This window comes from Aeromonas sp. FDAARGOS 1405, assembly GCF_019048265.1.
Classification (GTDB): Bacteria; Pseudomonadota; Gammaproteobacteria; order Enterobacterales; family Aeromonadaceae; genus Aeromonas; species Aeromonas veronii_A.
Window position 1 is genome coordinate 2285148 of record NZ_CP077311.1, and the last position, 17472, is coordinate 2302619.

Genomic DNA, 17472 nt, shown 5'->3' on the forward strand with positions numbered 1-17472 from the left:
CATGCTACCACCATTGGCGCGGCGGTTCTGTGATCGCGAGGCCCATTCAACTGTTATGGATGGGGGATGCCATGCCAAGCGGTGGATTAATGAGCCGTGGTCAACGCGCCACCCCTCGCCAATAAAAGACCCCGCCGCAGCGGGGTCATGGCAGGGTTAGTCGAGTTTGAGATCGACCCACACCATGCGGTGATCCGAACTGACTCCCTTGGCGATGCCGAGTTTCGCATCATAGACCAGGTGATAACCGGCCTCGAAGCTGGCCGGCCAGAAGACGCCGCTCTTCACCGCGTTGAGGTTGGCGGAGGGGATGACGTGATCCAGCTGCAGCACGCTGGAGTTGGTGATGCGTTCCGGGTTGGGGCGAGTGAGGTTGCGTTTGCAGTCGGTCCCCTTGCTGACACACTCCGGGCCCCCTTCGCTGACCGGGATCAGGGTGCCATTGGTGATGGCCTGATTCATCAGCGGGTTGTTTAGCAAATCCTGAATGGCGGTCAGGTCACCGTCACCGGTGAGCGGATCGGCGTTGAGATCACCCGCGATAACGAACTTGGCATTTTTGGCCAGCCCACCCTTGGTGCCCTTGTCATCGGTCATGTAGTTGAGACCCTTGACGTAGTCGTTCCAGAAGGCGATCTCGGCGCGGTTGTGTTTGACGGTGTGGCGCGCCGCGTTGGCAAAGATTGGCGGGGTCGGGTGGGAGATCAGGAAGTGGATCACCTCTTCACCCTTCTCGGTCTTGATCCGTACCGGCACATCGGCGTGGTTCTTGGAGGAGAGCGGGTACTGCTGCCAGGCTGCGTCTGAATACCAGGCATCGCCACACTGGCGGCTGGCCGGGATCTTGACCTTGGGATTGTTGCAGTCATCGATGATGGGATTCTGCTCGCCCGGCATATCCTTCCACTTGAAGTTCTGGAAGGTGCGGATCTGCTTGGTGTCGATGGGGTATTTGGACATTACCGCAAAGGCGTACTGGCCGTGGTAGTTGCCAAAGCCCCAGGCATCGTCGGGGCCGCTGTTGACCTTGCCATCCAGATTGAGGTCATAACCGCTCATCAGGCCGGTGTTGGTGGCGAAATTCTGCATCACCGGATAGCTGATGGCCGTCACCTCTGCGTGCTGGGCGTGGGCCAGATAGTTGTCGTTGAAGGCTTTCAGATCGGCGGTGCTCTCGCCTTTGCCGTCGTTGTCGAACTCGTTGAGCAGGAACACATCCGGGCGGGTTCGCTGGATGATCTCCGCCACGTTGCGGATCTGCTGCACGTTCTTGGCTTTGGTTTCCGTGGCGCCGCTCAGGCTCCCTTCGGCGAGGCGGGCCAGCAGGGCATCCTGCTCGGTGCGGGTCAGTGCCAGCTCACCGGTCAGCATACCGGCGGCAGTGCGGTCAAAAGAGAGGTTGAAGGTGGCAAAACGAACCATGGGATCAGCTGCCTTTGAGTCGTTGTCGCTGTTGCAGCCAGCCAGCATCCCGAGGGAGATGGCGGCAGCCAGTAGGGTTTTGTTGATATTTTTCATTGTAATTGTTCCGTAGCATCAATGAGTTATGCCTTCTGTGAGGCGGCGCCATTATAAGTAGACGGTGATGCTGCGGGGGTTTTGCCTGAGCAAAGTGTGAGGATATTCACACCACATATCTGGCGATGATGAATGTTAGCAGGGCGACATGGGGTGTGAAAAACCGGTTTATACGCTGCAGTTTTCGGGATGAATAGCGCGCGCTGCCAACCATTGCCGCACTCTGAATTTGTCACACCACCATCGGCAGGCCGCTCTCGGGGTGGTGGATCACCTGTGCCGGATAGTCATAGAGCCGGGCGATCAGCTCAGGGGTGAGCACTTCGGCAGGCGTGCCATCGGCCATCAGCTTGCCCCGCTCCAGCATCACCAGCCGATCGGCATAGCGCGCCGCCAGATTGAGGTCGTGCAGCACCACCAGCACCGCAGTATTGCGGCTGGCCAGGGCGCGCGCCATGGTGAGCAGCTGATGCTGGTATTTCAGATCCAGCGCCGAGGTGGGCTCGTCGAGCAGCAGCAGGCGGGGTTGCTCGGCTTGCTCGGTCGGGGAGGGGGCCTGCCAAATCTGCGCCAGCACCCGGGCAAACTGCACCCGCTGCCGCTCGCCGCCGGAGAGCCCGGGATAGAGCCGCTTGGCCAGATGCTCGACCCCGGCATGAGTCATGGCCGCCGCCACAATATCGTCGCGCCGCGCCGCCGGTTCACTGTGGGGCAAGCGCCCCATGGCAACCACTTCCTCGCAGAGAAAGGGGAAGTTGAGGGAGGAGCTTTGCGGCAATACCCCGAGCCGGTGGGCCAGCTGGTTGCTGTCCCACTGCCGGCGATCCGCGCCAAACAGGGTGATGGTGCCCTCATATTCCAGCTCGCCGGTCAGGCACTTGAGCAGCGAGCTCTTGCCCGCCCCGTTGGGGCCGAGCAGAGCGGTCAGGGTGCCGCTCTCGAGGTCGAGATTGAGCCCATCCAGGATCTGGCGCTGGCCACGACGCAGGCTGAGTCGGGTGCAGCTCAACAGGGGGGAGGAGAGTGAGGATGAGAGTGGTTGCATAACAGTCCGTATTACAGGGCGCGGCGGCCTTTTACCAGCAGCCAGATGAAGAAGGGAGCGCCGAGCAGGGCGGTGATGATGCCCACCGGCAGCTCGGCCGGGGCCAGCAGGGTGCGTGCCAGCATATCGGCTGCCAGCAGCAGGGCGGCGCCAAGCAGGGCCGAGAGCGGCAGCAACCTGACGTGGTTGGGGCCCGCCAGCAGGCGCACCAGATGGGGCACTACCAGCCCGACGAAGCCGATCATCCCGGCTACCGCCACCGCCACCCCGACGCCCGCTGCGGTGAGCAGGATCAGGCGACGTTTGAGGGATTGCACATTGACCCCAAGATGACGGGCCTCTCCTTCACCCAGCAGCAGGGCATTGAGGGGATTGGCATCGCGCATAAAGAGCCACAGCAGGGCCGCCAGGGTGAGCATGGCCAGCGCCACATCGGCCGGTTTGCCTGCCGCCAGCGTTCCCATCTGCCACAGGCTCAGGTTGCGCAGCATCTGATCGTCCGCCAGATAGGTGAGCAGGCCGATCACTGCACCGGAGAGCGCCGTGATGGCGACCCCGGCCAGCAGCATGACAGTGACCGAGGTGCCCCCCTCACGGGTGCCGAGCAGATAGACCAGGGTGGTGGTGAGCGCGCCGCCGAGAAAGGCGAGCAGCGGCAGCAGACCAACCCCGATGGTGGTTTGCAGCTGCTGGCCGAGGGGGGCCAGCAGCACGATGGCGAGCGCCGCGCCGAGCGCCGCACCGCCGGAGACACCTATGATGCCGGGGTCAGCCAGGGGGTTGCGAAACAGCCCCTGCATCACGGCGCCACAGAGCCCGAGGATCCCCCCCACTGCGATGCAGAGCAGGGTACGAGGCAGGCGAATTTCCTGCACGATCAGCAGCTTGTGTGACTCAATCCCGCTCTCCTGCCCGGCAAACAGCGCCCGCAGACTCTCGCCCAGGGTGAGGGTCATGGGGCCGGTTGCCAGCGAACCGAGCAGCAACAGCGCCAGTGCGGCCGTGGTGAAGGCCAGCAGCCAGGAGAGGGGTAACCGCATCATGACCCCTGCTTGATCCACTGGGCGATCTGGTTCGCCTGTTGCAGGGAGTTGAGGCTCAGGCCCCCTTGCAGGGCGTGGCCATCGATGGCGTGAATGGCGTTACGCTTGCCAGCCGGGGTGGCGGCCAGGGCGGGCACTTCCGCCAGCACCTTGGCCGGATCGGCATACTGCTGCCAGTCACGACCGCTGACCAGCACCAGATCGGGCTGCATCTCGATGAGGGATTCGGCGGATACCGGCTTGTAGTTGCGCAACTCGGCGACCGGATTGATGCCGCCTGCCAGCGAGACCAGCGCGCTGGCGGTGGTGTCCCCCCCGGCGATGCTGGTGGGTTGCCCCTTGTGCAGCAGCAGGAAGGCGACCTTGAGCGGTTTGTTCTGTTTGGCTTGCGCCGCCAGCTGAGCGGTCTGGGCCTGGATCTCTGCCTTCAGGCGATCGCCAGCGGCTTTGTCGCCCAGCAGGCTGGCGAGGGTGTCGATACGCTGGTTGAGGTTGGCGAGAGTCGGCGCGGTATCCAGCACCTCCACCTTGACCCCGGCACGGCGCAGCTGATCCAGGGTCGGGGCCGGGCCCATCTCGTCGCTGCCCACCAGTCGGGTGGGGGATAGGCTCAGGATCCCTTCGGCGGCCAGTGCTCGGTGATAACCCACCTTGGGCAACCCTTTTGGCAAGGGGCTGCTGACATCGGTGGCGATCAGGCTCGATTCACCGCCAAGGGCCAGAATGAGTTCTGTGGTGGCCGGGCCGATACTGACGATACGCTCTTTCTGTCCGTCTGCGGCAACGGCAGAGAAGGGGGAGAGTGAACTGCAGAGCAGGGTGATGGCGAGGGCAAGACGACGGCCCATGCTAACCTCCGAAGGGGTGAATGAAACGGGTGTGCCGTCGAGAATATCAAGGCTTTGGAAAAAATGCACTGATAATGATAGCAATTATCAATTGCATTGATTCCGGTGCTTTATTAGAGTAGCCGCCATGATAAACAGCGGGACAAGATGGTCCCGCAGAGGGAGAAAACATGAGCATTGCACAACGCATTCACGCGCTGCTGGAGCAGGATCCCGGCGCTCATCCGTCCACCCTTGCGGCCCAGCTTGCCATCAGCGAATGGGAGGTGGTTCGCCATCTGCCCGCCGAGCTGGTGACCCTGCTACCCGCCGATCGCGCCCAAGGTCTGCTGGAAGATCTGGCCGACTGGGGCCCGGTGACCACCATCGTCGAATCAGAAGGATCCATCTTCGAGGTAAAAGCCCCCTTCCCGAAAGGCAAGGACGCACGCGGCTACTACAACCTGATGGGCCGCGACGGTGAGCTGCATGGTCACCTCAAGCTCGACAACGTGGCGGGGATTGCGCTGGTCAGCAAGCTGTTCATGGGCAAGGAGGGGCACTCCTTCCAGTTCTTCGGTCACTCCGGCCGCTGCATTTTCAAGGTCTATCTGGGTCGCGACGAGAAACGCCAGCTGCTGGCCGATCAGGTCACCCGTTTTATGGCGCTGCGCCACAACTCTCAAGAGGAAGTCAAAGCATGAGTGAACGTCAGGAGCGTCTGCAGAACCGCCTGCAACCGGAGATCCGCGAGTTTCGCGACAGCTGCCGTACCCTGCAGCTCGCCACCGTCGATGGCGAAGGCAATCCCAACGCCAGCTATGCCCCGTTCGTGCTGCAGGAAGATGGCTACTATGTGCTGATCTCCGAGATCGCTCGCCACGCCCGCAACCTGCAACAGGTGCCGCGGGTATCCCTGATGCTGATCGAGGATGAGAGCGGTGCCCGCGAGCTGTTTGCCCGCAAGCGCCTGACCTTCGATGCGGTGGCTGAAGTGGTAGCCCGTGACGACGCTCGCTGGAGCAAGGCGGTCGCGGCGCTGGAGGGGCGTTTTGGCGAGATCATCAAGGGTCTCTCCAACCTCAAGGATTTCAAACTGTTCCGCCTCAAGCCGGAGCAGGGGCTGTTCGTCAAGGGCTTCGGCCAGGCGTTCGCGGTCTCCGGTGACGAGCTGGTGGATTTTGTCCATCTGGTGGAGGGGCACAAGCGCATCGACAACGGTGCCGAGCTCACCAGCCCGGCCGATGCGCCGGTCTGAGGATCCCTGTCGACCACGACAGCCGTCATAACAAAACGGGCAGCCACTGGGCTGCCCGTTTTTATTGCGTTATCTCATCCGGCCTGTTCAATCCTGCCAGCTGGCCTTGTTGGGAAAAGCGCGACGATCGGCGTCGGTAGCCGTTTCGTTGCACTCTCCCCGCACCTTCCAGGAGGTCTGGCTCAGCACTATGTAGCCCTGGCGGCAATACTGCTTGGTCGCCAGGGTCTCGGTCAGCAGGTTCTCCTGTAACGCCTCCCGCTGCTCCAGCAGCCGCTGGCTCTGGGCTGCCGAGAGGCCGCGCGGCAAGGTGTCGTTGGGCGCGGCTTCAAAGGTGAACCGCTTGCTCCCCTCCTCGTTGATGTGGGTCAGAAACAGGGGGGCCGGCCCGTCATACTTCTGGCCGGGCAAGCTGGAGCAGGCCGACAGCAGGGGAACAATCAACAACAGGGTGGCAGACAACAGGCGCACGACAGACTCCAGTGAGAAACGAGGCGAGGCTCGCAGATTAGCACGGCTGCAGGGCGGGTGTTACTGCCAGCAGCTCGTCGGTGGTGAGCAGGGTCACACTGCGCCCCTCCGGCAGGCTGAGGTGGCGCCACATCCAGTGATGGTGCTCGGTGATCTGGGCCGCGCTCAGGTGGGGGCGATCGGCGGTGGTGTGACCATCGCTCAATACCAGCACCTCGTACCCATGGGAGGCGGCACTGCGCACCGTGGTATCGACGCAAAAATCGGTGGCACAGCCACAGAGAATGAGTCGATCGACCGGCTGCTCGGCCAGCAGGAAGGCAAGCTCGGTATCGAGAAAGCTGTCACATGCTGTCTTGCGCACCCGGCTATCTCCCTTGGCCGGTTGCAGCGCACTGTGCAACTGCCAACCCGGGGTGCCCGGTTCCAGTTCGGTACCGGGGGGCGAGTCATGCTGGATATAGATGACCCTTCCCTGTTGCTGCCTGACATGGGCCGCAGCCCGATTGATATTGGCCAGCACCTGCTCCTGGCGGTAACGGGGCTCGTTGAACAAGCCTTGCTGCACATCGATGATCAGTAACACATCCATATTTTACCCGCCGTTTCCTGGAAGATTAGGGTTGCAGCCACTGGCTGCAGTCACGACTGCGGGATTGATGCAGCGCGCCCATATCTTGCTTCATCTCGTCACTGTTTTGCCAGCGCTTAGGCAGCGGCATGATGGTTACCTGCACATCGGCTGCGGGATCTGCAACAGAGGTCTCATCTGTACGGGGCACGACCAGCGCCACCTTGAGGGCAGGATTGCGGCTGGCGATGCGACTGGCGAGTCCAAGCCCCCCCTCGACGTGGAAATTGCCGGCGATATGCATGATCTGCTGGCCCGGGTGCTTGGCGAGATAATCCACCATGCTCTCGGCCATGGTGTCATCCCAGCTGGTCTGGGCGGCGAAGCGGCGAGCGTTGCTGTCGGCATCGCCGTGGTGCATGGAGGCCATAAATTTCTGGCGATAGGGATCATCCCCCAGCGTCAGTTGGCGGGCCAGCTGGCTGCGGCGCGACGCGGGCAGTTTGTCGAGCCACTCAGCCCCCTCCTGACCGACACAGCTCACCAGCGGTTTGGGGGCGTTGGCGGCGATCACCTGCATCTGGTGCGCTTTGGCAAACTCCACCAATGGGCGATAGTCGCTCGGATAGTTGGGCCAGGCGTTGCCTTCGCGGATCAAGGCCGCTTCACCAATCTGGTTCGCCAGATAGGCATCCAGCGTCTTCTGATCGGCGCGGCTGAACTGCTCCATGGAGAGGACCAATGGCCGACCGTGCTGCTGACCTGCGGTGTAGAGCCCGCTCAGCAGGCGCGATTGCAACAGATGCACGGCGGGATGGCTGTGCAGCTCGCCCACCAGAATGATGTCGGCGTCGGCAATTCGCGCGATTGCCTGCTCCAGCGTCAGGTCTGCATCTCCCTCGCTGCTTAGCCGGTAGTCATAGAGCGTCTGCAACTGTGATGACACGGTTGGCTGGGTTGGGGTGGCACAGGCTGCCAGTAGCAGCGGCAGGGCGAGCAGGGGAAGTCGTCTAATCATGGGATCTCACGGCTGATATGCCCGGATGCCGGTGCATCTCGGGGGCTAATAGAGAATAAGGGCAACACAGGGCGACAGTGTAAAACCAATTTGGTTCAAAACAAATGAGAATGATTTCGTTTCTTGTTGATCTTTGTCGAGAGCCGGGTAATATGCGGCCTGTTTGATAACAGTTCTCAATAAGGATTCGCTGTGACCCATCATAACGCACTCTCTCTGGTTGCCCTCGCCGTGGCGGCCGGTCTCTCCTCCCAGGTCTTTGCTGCCACCCAGAAGGCGGATGAAGTCGTGGTCGTCAGCGGCTCACGGATGGAGCAAAAACTGGAAGATGTCTCCGGCCCCATCTCGGTGATCACCGCCAAGCAGATTGAAGAGCAGGTCGTCACCAACGTCGCCGACCTGTTCCGCTACGAACCCGGTGTGACCGTGCTCGGCGGTCAGGGGGATGCGCAGACCTTCATCATCCGCGGCATGGGTGAAAACCGGGTCAAGGTGGTGCGCGACGGCGTGCGCCAGAACGATGCTTACAGCAAGGGCGGTGTTGGCCAGAGCTACTTCGATACCGACATGATCAAGCAGGTAGAAGTGGCAAAGGGGCCCGCTTCTGCCGCCTACGGCTCCGATGCGCTGGGTGGCGTGATTGCCATCACCACCAAGGATGCCAGCGACTTCCTCAAGGGCAAGGATAGTTATCTGGATGTGACCAGCGGTTACGCCTCCAGCAGCCACCAGAAGATGGCGGGCTTTACCGGCGCCTTGCGCACTGGTGAAGTGGAGAACCTGCTGCGCTACACCTGGCGCGATGGCGGTGTGACCCAGAATTTCGACTCCACCAAAAACGACTTCGATATCGGTACCCACGCCCTGCTGCTCAAGAGCAAGTGGAACCTCTCCGATGAGCAGTTCCTCAAGCTGACCGTTGACTACCTGACCGATGGCGAGGAGCCGGATGCGGTCAAGCTCAACAAGGTCGGTACCGGTACTGCCCGTGTCTTTGATCAGCCCATCACCGACAAGCAGACCGACAACCTCTCTGTGGTGCTGGATCACGGCATCGCGCTGAATCAAGGCTGGGCTGATCGGATGGATAGCAAGGTCTACTTCGCCCGCACCAAGCAGACGCTGGATCAGTACGCCTCATCCAAGTATCCGGTCAGCCCCGGCAACCCCTATGTGACCAAAAACTCGCTGGATCACAACGTGTTCGATCAGAAGAACATCGGCGCCCAGCTGCAGTTCCACAAGGCGGTCGCCAACCACCGCCTGGCCTGGGGTGCTGAATACGAGCACACCGACAACGAACGTACCCGTTACAAGGGGCCGACGACTCCCGGTGATTTTGTCGGCTACAACGAGCTGAGTTTCCCGGCTACCACCAGCGAGCGCAGCGCCCTGTGGGCCTTTGACGAGATCAAGTTTGGCGAGCGCTGGGTGCTCACCCCGGGTGCCCGTTATGACTACTACCGGATGACTCCGGACAACGATCCGGCCTACACAGGCGACAAGCTGCACAAGTTCTCCGAAGGGGAGTTGTCACCCAAGCTGGGTCTGGTGTTCAAGGCCCACGAGGCGGCCAACCTGTTCGCCCAGTACAGCCACGGTTTCAAGGCCCCCATGTATGACAGCGCCTTCTCCACCCTGAACCATCAGGCTTACGGCTATCGCATCGAGCCCAACCCGAACCTCAATCCGGAGAGCAGCGACGGCATCGATCTCGGCGTGCGTGGCAACAGCCACGGCTTTAGCTATGAATTGGCCAGCTTCTACAACAAGTTCGACGATTTCATCGAGATGGTGGAAGTGGGTCAGCAGGGACGCACCGCCGTCTACCAGTACCAGAACCTGAGCAAGGCGACCACCAAAGGGGTCGAAGCCAAGGCGGATTACTGGCTCAACAATATCGTCAATGTCTGGGGCAACCTCGCCTACATCGAAGGCAAGGATGGGGATGGCAACTACATCAACAGCCTGAGCCCGCTGAACGGCTCGGTCGGTGTGCGTCTGGAACAGTCCCAATGGAACTTCAACACCGCGCTGCGCTTTGCGGACGACATGGACAAAGTCCGTAAAGACAGCAAAGGCAAGGATTACGTGAAGAGCGCCGGTTGGGGTGTTGTGGATATGTACGCCCAGTTCAACCCGATGACCGATCTGCAGCTCAACGTCGGGGTCTTCAACCTGTTTGACAAGGAGTACACCAGCTACGAGCGCATCGCCGGTCGTGCCCAGGGCTCCGATAACAGCATGATGACCGAACCGGGCCGCAACCTGAGTGCACGGGTCAAATACGTATTCTAAAAAGACAACACACGCAGTGATCGAGGGCTGTTGCCCGCACCGGATCCCCGCCCTGACAGGCGGGGATTTTTTATACATGTAGCCAGGTGTGAGGTGACCCGCTCACACCATGTTATTCATTGGCTTCGCCTTTTTCTTTGTGTTGGCGAGATATTATGCTATTTGATTCATTGTTAATGACATTTAGTAATTCTTTACAATGGGTGTGCCTAGCTTTTGACTTCGACATCGAACTTTTTCCTCGACACCGCCGACGCTCTTGAGCTGATTACCCGCTTCAATGAGGCCTCTGACGAGCAGACCATAGTGGCCCTGCTGCGTACCCTTAGCCAGCAGATGGGTTTTGACCACTTCCGGCTGGGATTCATCTTTCCCAGTTCGATTCAGCGTCCTGATGTGAGGATTTTTAACGGATGCCCTGCCGAGTGGGTGCAGAGCTACGACAAACAACGTTTCTTTACGGTGGATCCCGTTGTGAGAAAAGGGATGAAGCAGAGCACCCCCATCCTCTGGGGCAGCCTGATCACCGAGTGTTGTGAGCGGCAAGATATGGTGGGGCTGGAGGTGATGCGGCAGGCATATGAGATGGGGCTGCGCGACGGGATCACAATTCCCTGGCATGGGGCTAATGGCCATGTTGGCTTGCTGTCATTGATCACTCGCGCCCCACGAACCGAGCATCAATGGTTGAGTGCCACTCCTTTTTTAAGCTGGCTGGCTGTGCATGTCTTTGAAGCGGTAGCCCGTGTTTGTCTCTGTGTGAGGCAGCCTCAGGAAGAGCTGACGTTACGGGAGCAGGAAGTGTGCCAGTGGGCTGCCGAAGGCAAGCAAGTGAGTGATATTGCCCAGATCCTGGGGATCAAGCCCAGAACCGTCACTTTCCATCTTGAACGGATAGCGGAGAAGCTGGGTGCGAGCTGCAAAAATCAGGCGATATCATGGGCGCTGATGCAGGGTATTGTCAGACTGAACATTGACACGGCACAGATTGAAAATGTGGATGATGACAGTGCATGATGCTGCCTAACGCAAAAAATTGCTCATTACGTAGATTAAATTACTAAAAATGTCAGTTTTGCCAGTGGGTGTGATGATATTGCGCAAGTTATTGCATCTATGCGCGTAGAGAGAGAACAGATGGAAGGTAATTGACTGATAAATAAAGAATAAAAAAGTGGCATGGTCGCTGCTAAAGGTTGGTCGAGTGCTATCTCGTTTAACCAACTTATTTAGGAGCATACACATGCCAACTCCATGTTATATCAGCATCGAAGGTAAAACCCAGGGCAATATCACCGCCGGGGCCTTCACCTCTGACTCAGTCGGCAACATCTTCGTGCAAGGCCACGAAGACGAGATGCTGGTACAAGAGTTCCAGCACGTTGTCACCGTCCCGACCGACCCGCAATCCGGTCAGCCTGCCGGTCAGCGTGTCCACAAGCCGTTCAAGTTCACCGTCGCCCTGAACAAAGCCGTGCCGCTGATGTACAACGCGCTGGCTTCCGGCGAAATGCTGCCGAAAGTGACCCTGAAGTGGTATCGCACCTCCGTTGAGGGCAAGCAGGAGCACTTCTTCTCTACCGTGCTGACCGATGCCACTATCGTTGACATCGACTGCCAGATGCCCCACTGCCAGGACCCGGCGAAGTCTGACTTTACCCAGCTTATCCAGGTCTCCATGGCTTACCGCAAGATTGACTGGGAGCACACCGTTGCCGGCACTTCCGGTGCGGACGACTGGCGCGCCCCCATCGAGGCGTAAGCCTTGCTTCGGTACTTTGGTATTCCTTGTAAGTAGTAATGTGTCTTTGAGCCGGTTGTTCAACCGGCTTCTTGTACTGTGCATTTTCTCCAGCCTGGCCAACGGGTTGGCTGGAGCTTTTCTGTTTTGCCATCCCCCAGCCGGGGTTTGATGCCCTGCGAGTGAGCGCGGAGGGATGGCAAAGCACTAAAGGGTGTCCTGTGATGCAGACCCAATCCGCCCGTAACCCGTGTTCGCCGTTATCTTGGTTGCCCGTTGTGGCACAGGAGAGGGCGGTAGCGTGGTTTGGCGGTTGGGGTCTTGAAGAGGGGCGCAGACATCGCGTGGCCGTGACAAGAGGGGAGAGCCATGGCTAATCAAACCGGATTGCAATTTACCGTCAAGGTGGGGGCGCTGCCCGAGAGCACCTTCGTGGTGGCGAGTTTCCAGCTGGACGAGGGACTGAATCGGCCGTTCAACCTGCGCCTTGAGCTGGCCAGCAGCCAGCCCGATGTCGACTTTGGCGCCGTGCTGGACCAACCCTGCGAGCTCATGGTGTGGTACAACGGCGAGCTGCAACGCCAGGTGTGCGGGGTAGTGAGCGAGTTTGCCCAAGGGGACAGCGGCTTTCGCCGCACCCGCTATAGCCTTGAGGTCAAACCCGCCCTGTGGCGGCTGGGGCTGCGCCAGAACTCCCGCATCTTCCAGGCGCAAAAGCCCGATGAGATCCTCAGTATCCTGCTGCAAGAACATGGCATCACCGATTACGCCTTTGCGCTCAAGAACGAGCACGCCCAGCGGGAATACTGTGTGCAGTATCGGGAGACCGACCTCGATTTCGTGAATCGCCTTGCTGCCGAAGAGGGCTTGTTCTACTTCCACGAATTTGAAGCGGGCAAGCACCGCATTGTGTTTGCCGACGACGCGGCGGCATTGACTCAAGGCCCCGAGCTTTTCTTCAACCTCGGCAACCGCTCGCTGGAACAAGGGCCCTATGTGCGCCAGTTCCACTACCGCGAGGCGGTGCGCCCCTCGGATGTGGAGCTGAAAGACTACAGCTTCAAGACGCCGGCCTATGGCCTCTCCCACAAAAAGCAGGGAGCAGAGCTTGAGCATCAACGGGATACTTATCAGCACTTCGACTACCCGGGCCGCTACAAGCAGGACCCGAGCGGCAAGGCGTTTGCCCAGCACCGGCTCGATGCGCTGCGCAATGACGCGGTAGCAGGCAGCGGCAAATCCAACAGCGCCGCGTTGCTGCCGGGCCAGCACTTCTCACTCACCGAACACCCCAATGGCAGCCTTAACACCGACTGGCAAATCGTCCATATTTGCCACACCGGTGAGCAACCGCAGGCGCTGGAGGAAGAGGGCGGCAGTGGCCCGACCGTCTACCACAACGAATTTGGCGTAGTGAAGGCGAGCACCACCTGGCGCGCCCGTATCGGCAGCCCCGAGGCACCCCATAAGCCGATGGTGGATGGCCCGCAAATCGCCATGGTGGTGGGCCCTGAAGGGGAAGAGATTTACTGCGACGAACATGGCCGGGTCAAACTGCAATTCCCGTGGGACCGCTACGGCAGCTCCAACGACCAGAGCTCCTGCTGGGTGCGAGTGAGCCAAGGCTGGGCCGGTGGTCAATATGGCATGATGGCCATCCCGCGTATCGGCCACGAGGTCATTGTTAGCTTCCTAGAGGGCGACCCCGACCAGCCCATCGTGACGGGGCGCACCTACCACGCCACCAACCGGCCGCCGTATGAGCTGCCTGCCAACAAGACTCGCACCGTGCTGCGCACCGAAACTCACAAGGGCGAGGGCTTTAACGAGCTGCGCTTTGAAGACCAGGCGGGACAGGAAGAGATTTATATCCACGGTCAGAAAGACCTGAACGTGCTGATAGAGAACGATGCCGCCTGGCACATCAAGCATGACCAACACACCGACATCGACTTTGATCGGGTGACTCGCATCAAGGCCAACGACCACCTGACGGTGGAGGGTGAAAAGCGTGAACAGATCAAGGCGGACTATTCGCTGACGGTGGATACCTCCCTGCACCAGAAACTGGGTCAATCCCTGTTGGTGGAAGCGGGTGAAGAGGTGCATATCAAGGTGGGTGACAAGTTGGTGCTGGAGGCGGGCTCAGAGATCACCCTCAAGGGGGGTGGCAGCTTTGTCAAAGTTGACCCGAGCGGCATCAAGCTGGTCGGCCCCGCCATCAAACTCAATGCCGGAGGCAGCCCGGGAGCTGGCTCTGGCTGGGCTGGTCAGGCTCCCGTTATTCCCAAAGGGGTTGAGGTGGTCAAAGCTCCAGAACTGGTTGAACTGGTCAAGGCCATTCCTACCGAGAAGGCGATGGAGGCGCTCTTGAAAGAAGAGAAGCCCGCTGCGTTCTACCTCTTTTCTGAATAAGGAGAAAGCATGAAGTTTGCATTTCCCATCCTCACTGCCAAAGGTGAAGAATTCAAGGATGTCAAAGCGCTGACTGCACTTATTAATGGCGAAAAATCCGGTCATTATCTCCTTGGCAATCACAACAAATGGCACGGTGGTATTCATATCAGCGACCAGAGCGCCCCCTGGTGCAAGGATAAATATCCTGTCCGAGCCATTGCTGACGGCAAAGTCGTGGCTTTTCGGATGATGAAGGATTATCTGACCTCTGAATTTCAGGGGGAGTCACTGCGTTATTCCAACTGCTTCTGCCTGGTCCAACACGAATATTGTGAAATCAATGCAGAAACAAAAGCTAAAAACGAGTTCACCTTTTATTCGCTCTATATGCACCTGTTGCCTTGGGATAAGTACCAAAGTACCGAGAGGCTGGTGTTGAAAAAGGGTTGGAATGCTCGCAATTCTGTCCCCCATAGGAATCCCAATGCAGAGCAGCAGCGTGCCGATGCTGCCTTGCCCCGTTTCACTTTGCCTAAGGATACCGAACTGGAGATGGATAGCAGCATTCCCCCCAAAAAGGGGAGTGTTGGGGGCAAGGAGTATGATTTCATCAAGGTAAAGATCAAGAGCAAGCTGTCCAATGCCCAGATAAAAGAGGCTGAAAAGGTGGGGGTATTAGTCAGTGAAGGGAGTTCAGTCTGGATCGCCAATAGCCCGGATGCCTTGACCTTTATCAAGCCCAATGTGCCAACCTGGCTATTCGATCAGATAGATGCAGAGCTATTGAAGGATATGGCTGGGCGTGCAGATCCTGTCTTGGATGATAAAAGTGGTCGCTTGATGGCTGGCAGTGGCAATGTCTCACTGCCAGCTGGCACCAAGTTGCAGTATGATGCCCACCAACTCGAATTCCATTGGATTGGTGATAAAGCGCGCAAGATGGCCAGATGCAAATATGTCATGCCGAGTGGGAGTGACGCTCAGGGGAATTGTGGTCTCGCCTGGGTGTGCGTTGAAGATGAATTTATCAAAGCTAAAAGGCTTCCCCCTTCCCATCTCGACGAGCTATATGTGCTGCCATCTCCCGTGGTAATTGCTGCGGGTGAAACCATAGGCTATCTCGGCTTGGTGGAAACACCGGGGTCCCTGATTGGGGGCAAACAGAGCAAGCATCAGGTTCATCTTGAGGTGTTTACTCAAGATCCCCGTCTGGATGATGTTCTGGCCAACAAGGCGGGAACGCAAGGTGGTGCAATCTATGCCAAAGTGCCTGCCGATTTGATCCTCCATGAGAAGAAGAGTGAGGCAGGCAAATCCAAGTGGGTGGCAACCAAGGATAAAAGCAAGGAAGCGCTGGTTGAAGCACCCAAGCTGGAAAAGGATGCTGCCAAGCAGGAGTGGATTTGTGTCTCATCAGATAAATATGTCAAGAAAGAGCAAGTTGAGTTATTGAGTCAGCATGACTGGTTGAAGATCGGTTTTAAAAAGATCGATGGTAGTGGCTCCGACGGTTATCTGGATCCCGATGCGCCGCCTTCCCTTTTTACTGATTTGGTGAAAAGCTTTGATAAGAATAAGGATGGCAAGCTGAGCAGCGGCGAAATTCATGCTGCTTTGAGCAATCCGAAAAACAGTGAGCAGTTGCACAAGCTCATTGTCAAACATCTCAGCGAGTGGTATGAAAAGTCTTCAGCCAGCAGTTATCAATGGCTGGATAAGCTTATGACCAAGATTGGCCTGCCAAACTTTGATTTACTGGTTGATCATGAAAAGCAGCGTATCGATAAGCTGGAGTGGATGCAGAGTGCGACCAAGTTAAAGCTGGATAAAGAGGTTTGGCATTTTTCACCAATAGGAATAATGGCATTAATAACAGAGCAGCTCCCAAGCAGAGATACAATCGATTTTAATACCACTCTTGGGATTTATAGAATTTCTAAAAAATCTGCGGAATTTATATTGTCTTGGGAAGCATACATGCCCAAACCATATGTCCCCAAAGGAGATCAGTCAAGTGGCGTTACTATTGGGTATGGGTACGATTTAGGACAACAAGAAATCTCATCAGCACGGACTATGTTGAGTGATTATTATACGGCGACACAGGTGGAGCGTTTGTTAACCGCAATTGGCAAAAAAGGGGATAATGCAAGAGCTATTGTTCATGAATTATCTGACATTTCGATTGATAAAGAACGAGCACTAGATATGGCAATGCGTTTAAAGGAACGATACTGTCAAGTTGTTGTCAACACTTACCCACAAGCTATTAACCTACCTCCAGATAGTGCTGGTGCCATATTGTCATTGGTTTATAACAGAGGTCCATCATTAAAAAAACCGAAAATAGGGGATCCAATAGATAGTCGTCGTGAAATGAGAGAAATAGGCGATGATTTTTCTAAAGGGAATATTAAAAACATACCTGCCAGACTAAGGAGTATGAAAAGGCTATGGGCTAACCAGCGGGGCCTAAGAGACCGCCGTGAAGGTGAAGCTAAATTTATTGAAGAAGAATTGGCTGGGGGAGAATGATATGACTAGTATTTTAAGTAGGTTACTGTTCATTTTTATTTTTTTGTTTTCAACATATGCACATGCGTGTGGTAATAACAACAATGCAATTGTTCAGGGCCCTTTCAGAGATATATCCTTCAATGAAGGATATATCTGCTTTCAAAGCACTTCAGATAAAAAAGATATAGAGTTTTATCTTGGGTATGAGTCACCTAAGGGAACGCAAAATCATTTGATTGATACTTTTTATCATTCAGATGCACCAGTGGAATTAATGTCTGTTTTTTTTGTTTCTGTAAATAAAGAGAGGAATGTTGCTATACTTCTTCGCTGGAATGTAAATTATGAAAATAATGGTATAGAATATCCTTATTTTTATGAAATTAAAACATATCGAAAAAGTAAAGAAGGAAAGTATGAACTAAATTTAAGTTCAGAAACTGATGATGCTCTTTCTGGTTATCAGATTGTAAAAAATGGTAAAATGCAAAATTATGCATTAGACAATGCCAAAAAAATTAAAAATTATCTTATTGATAAGTATGGTGCATAAATAAAGGAAGGTTCATAGAGCCCGTAAGCTCGATTTGTACCGTTCTAGTTATCACCTGACACCGGCTTAACGCCGGTGTATTTTTATCTTGAGTTGCAGGATAGCTCGAAGATGTGCTGTATCCAGATGATTTTTCGTTGTGAGGATGGATTTAAATTTGAATCCGAGATGCAGATCCTGATGATGAAGCAAAGTGATTAGGGGACAAAAAAGAA

15 protein-coding genes are annotated in these 17472 nt (G+C 56.8%); 8 read left to right on the forward strand and 7 right to left on the reverse strand.

All coding sequences use genetic code 11. The features are described 5' to 3' along the window. Positions 1-156: 156 nt before the first annotated feature. The 4 genes from I6L35_RS10880 to I6L35_RS10895 form a co-directional block, all read right to left on the reverse strand. Positions 157-1518, reverse strand: coding sequence for an endonuclease/exonuclease/phosphatase family protein (locus tag I6L35_RS10880; protein WP_213389643.1), 1362 nt, complete (start codon positions 1516-1518; stop codon positions 157-159). Between the two features lie 232 nt (positions 1519-1750). Then, complete coding sequence (locus I6L35_RS10885; protein ID WP_216978132.1) at positions 1751-2563, reverse strand: heme ABC transporter ATP-binding protein; 813 nt, start codon at positions 2561-2563, stop codon at positions 1751-1753. Positions 2564-2574: 11 nt separating this feature from the next. Further along, a complete protein-coding gene (locus I6L35_RS10890) occupies positions 2575-3606 on the reverse strand; it encodes an iron ABC transporter permease (RefSeq protein WP_216978133.1) in 1032 nt (343 codons plus the stop codon). Next, entirely contained in the window at positions 3603-4454 is an 852-nt protein-coding gene (locus tag I6L35_RS10895; RefSeq protein WP_216978134.1) for a hemin ABC transporter substrate-binding protein, read from the reverse strand. The genes I6L35_RS10890 and I6L35_RS10895 overlap by 4 nt, the downstream gene beginning before the upstream one ends. 170 nt (positions 4455-4624) lie before the next feature. Here I6L35_RS10895 and hutX point away from each other — a divergent pair, with 170 nt between their 5' ends. Together hutX and hutZ are read left to right on the forward strand one after the other, a co-directional pair. After that, positions 4625-5137 carry a heme utilization cystosolic carrier protein HutX gene (gene hutX, locus I6L35_RS10900; protein WP_005362516.1) on the forward strand — a complete coding sequence of 171 codons (513 nt, stop codon included), beginning with the start codon at positions 4625-4627 and terminating at the stop codon, positions 5135-5137. After that, the gene (gene hutZ / locus I6L35_RS10905) at positions 5134-5691 is read left to right on the forward strand and encodes a heme utilization protein HutZ (protein WP_005335257.1); all 558 of its coding nucleotides are present in this window, start codon (positions 5134-5136) and stop codon (positions 5689-5691) included. The genes hutX and hutZ overlap by 4 nt, the downstream gene beginning before the upstream one ends. Positions 5692-5778: 87 nt before the next feature. Here hutZ and I6L35_RS10910 read toward each other — a convergent pair whose 3' ends face one another. Genes I6L35_RS10910 through I6L35_RS10920 form a run of 3 tightly spaced genes read right to left on the reverse strand, consistent with a single transcriptional unit; the run spans position 5779 to position 7751 of the window. Next, positions 5779-6162, reverse strand: coding sequence for a hypothetical protein (locus I6L35_RS10910; protein WP_216978135.1), 384 nt, complete (start codon positions 6160-6162; stop codon positions 5779-5781). 37 nt (positions 6163-6199) lie between these two features. After that, positions 6200-6754, reverse strand: coding sequence for a cysteine hydrolase family protein (locus I6L35_RS10915; protein WP_005335255.1), 555 nt, complete (start codon positions 6752-6754; stop codon positions 6200-6202). Positions 6755-6779: 25 nt separating this feature from the next. Next, positions 6780-7751: a ChaN family lipoprotein gene (locus I6L35_RS10920; RefSeq protein WP_216978136.1), complete on the reverse strand. Its 972-nt coding sequence runs from the start codon at positions 7749-7751 to the stop codon at positions 6780-6782. Between the two features lie 192 nt (positions 7752-7943). Between I6L35_RS10920 and I6L35_RS10925 the strand changes: the two genes are divergently transcribed. The 6 genes from I6L35_RS10925 to I6L35_RS10950 all read left to right on the forward strand — a co-directional run bounded on the left by I6L35_RS10925 (position 7944) and on the right by I6L35_RS10950 (position 17257). Then, a complete protein-coding gene (locus I6L35_RS10925; protein ID WP_216978137.1) occupies positions 7944-10049 on the forward strand; it encodes a TonB-dependent hemoglobin/transferrin/lactoferrin family receptor in 2106 nt (701 codons plus the stop codon). Positions 10050-10265: 216 nt separating this feature from the next. Beyond that, positions 10266-11066 (forward strand): LuxR family transcriptional regulator, encoded by an 801-nt coding sequence (locus tag I6L35_RS10930; RefSeq protein ID WP_216978138.1) that lies wholly within the window; start codon positions 10266-10268, stop codon positions 11064-11066. Between the two features lie 226 nt (positions 11067-11292). Further along, positions 11293-11811 carry a type VI secretion system effector Hcp1 gene (gene hcp1, locus I6L35_RS10935; protein ID WP_010634242.1) on the forward strand — a complete coding sequence of 173 codons (519 nt, stop codon included), beginning with the start codon at positions 11293-11295 and terminating at the stop codon, positions 11809-11811. A gap of 348 nt (positions 11812-12159) precedes the next feature. Next, positions 12160-14205: a type VI secretion system tip protein TssI/VgrG gene (tssI, locus tag I6L35_RS10940; protein WP_216978139.1), complete on the forward strand. Its 2046-nt coding sequence runs from the start codon at positions 12160-12162 to the stop codon at positions 14203-14205. A 9-nt stretch (positions 14206-14214) separates the two neighbouring features. Further along, complete coding sequence (locus I6L35_RS10945) at positions 14215-16722, forward strand: pesticin C-terminus-like muramidase (RefSeq protein ID WP_216978140.1); 2508 nt, start codon at positions 14215-14217, stop codon at positions 16720-16722. Between the two features lies 1 nt (position 16723). Then, positions 16724-17257, forward strand: a complete 534-nt coding sequence (locus I6L35_RS10950) for a hypothetical protein (RefSeq protein WP_216978141.1) — start codon at positions 16724-16726, stop codon at positions 17255-17257. Positions 17258-17472: the final 215 nt, after the last annotated feature.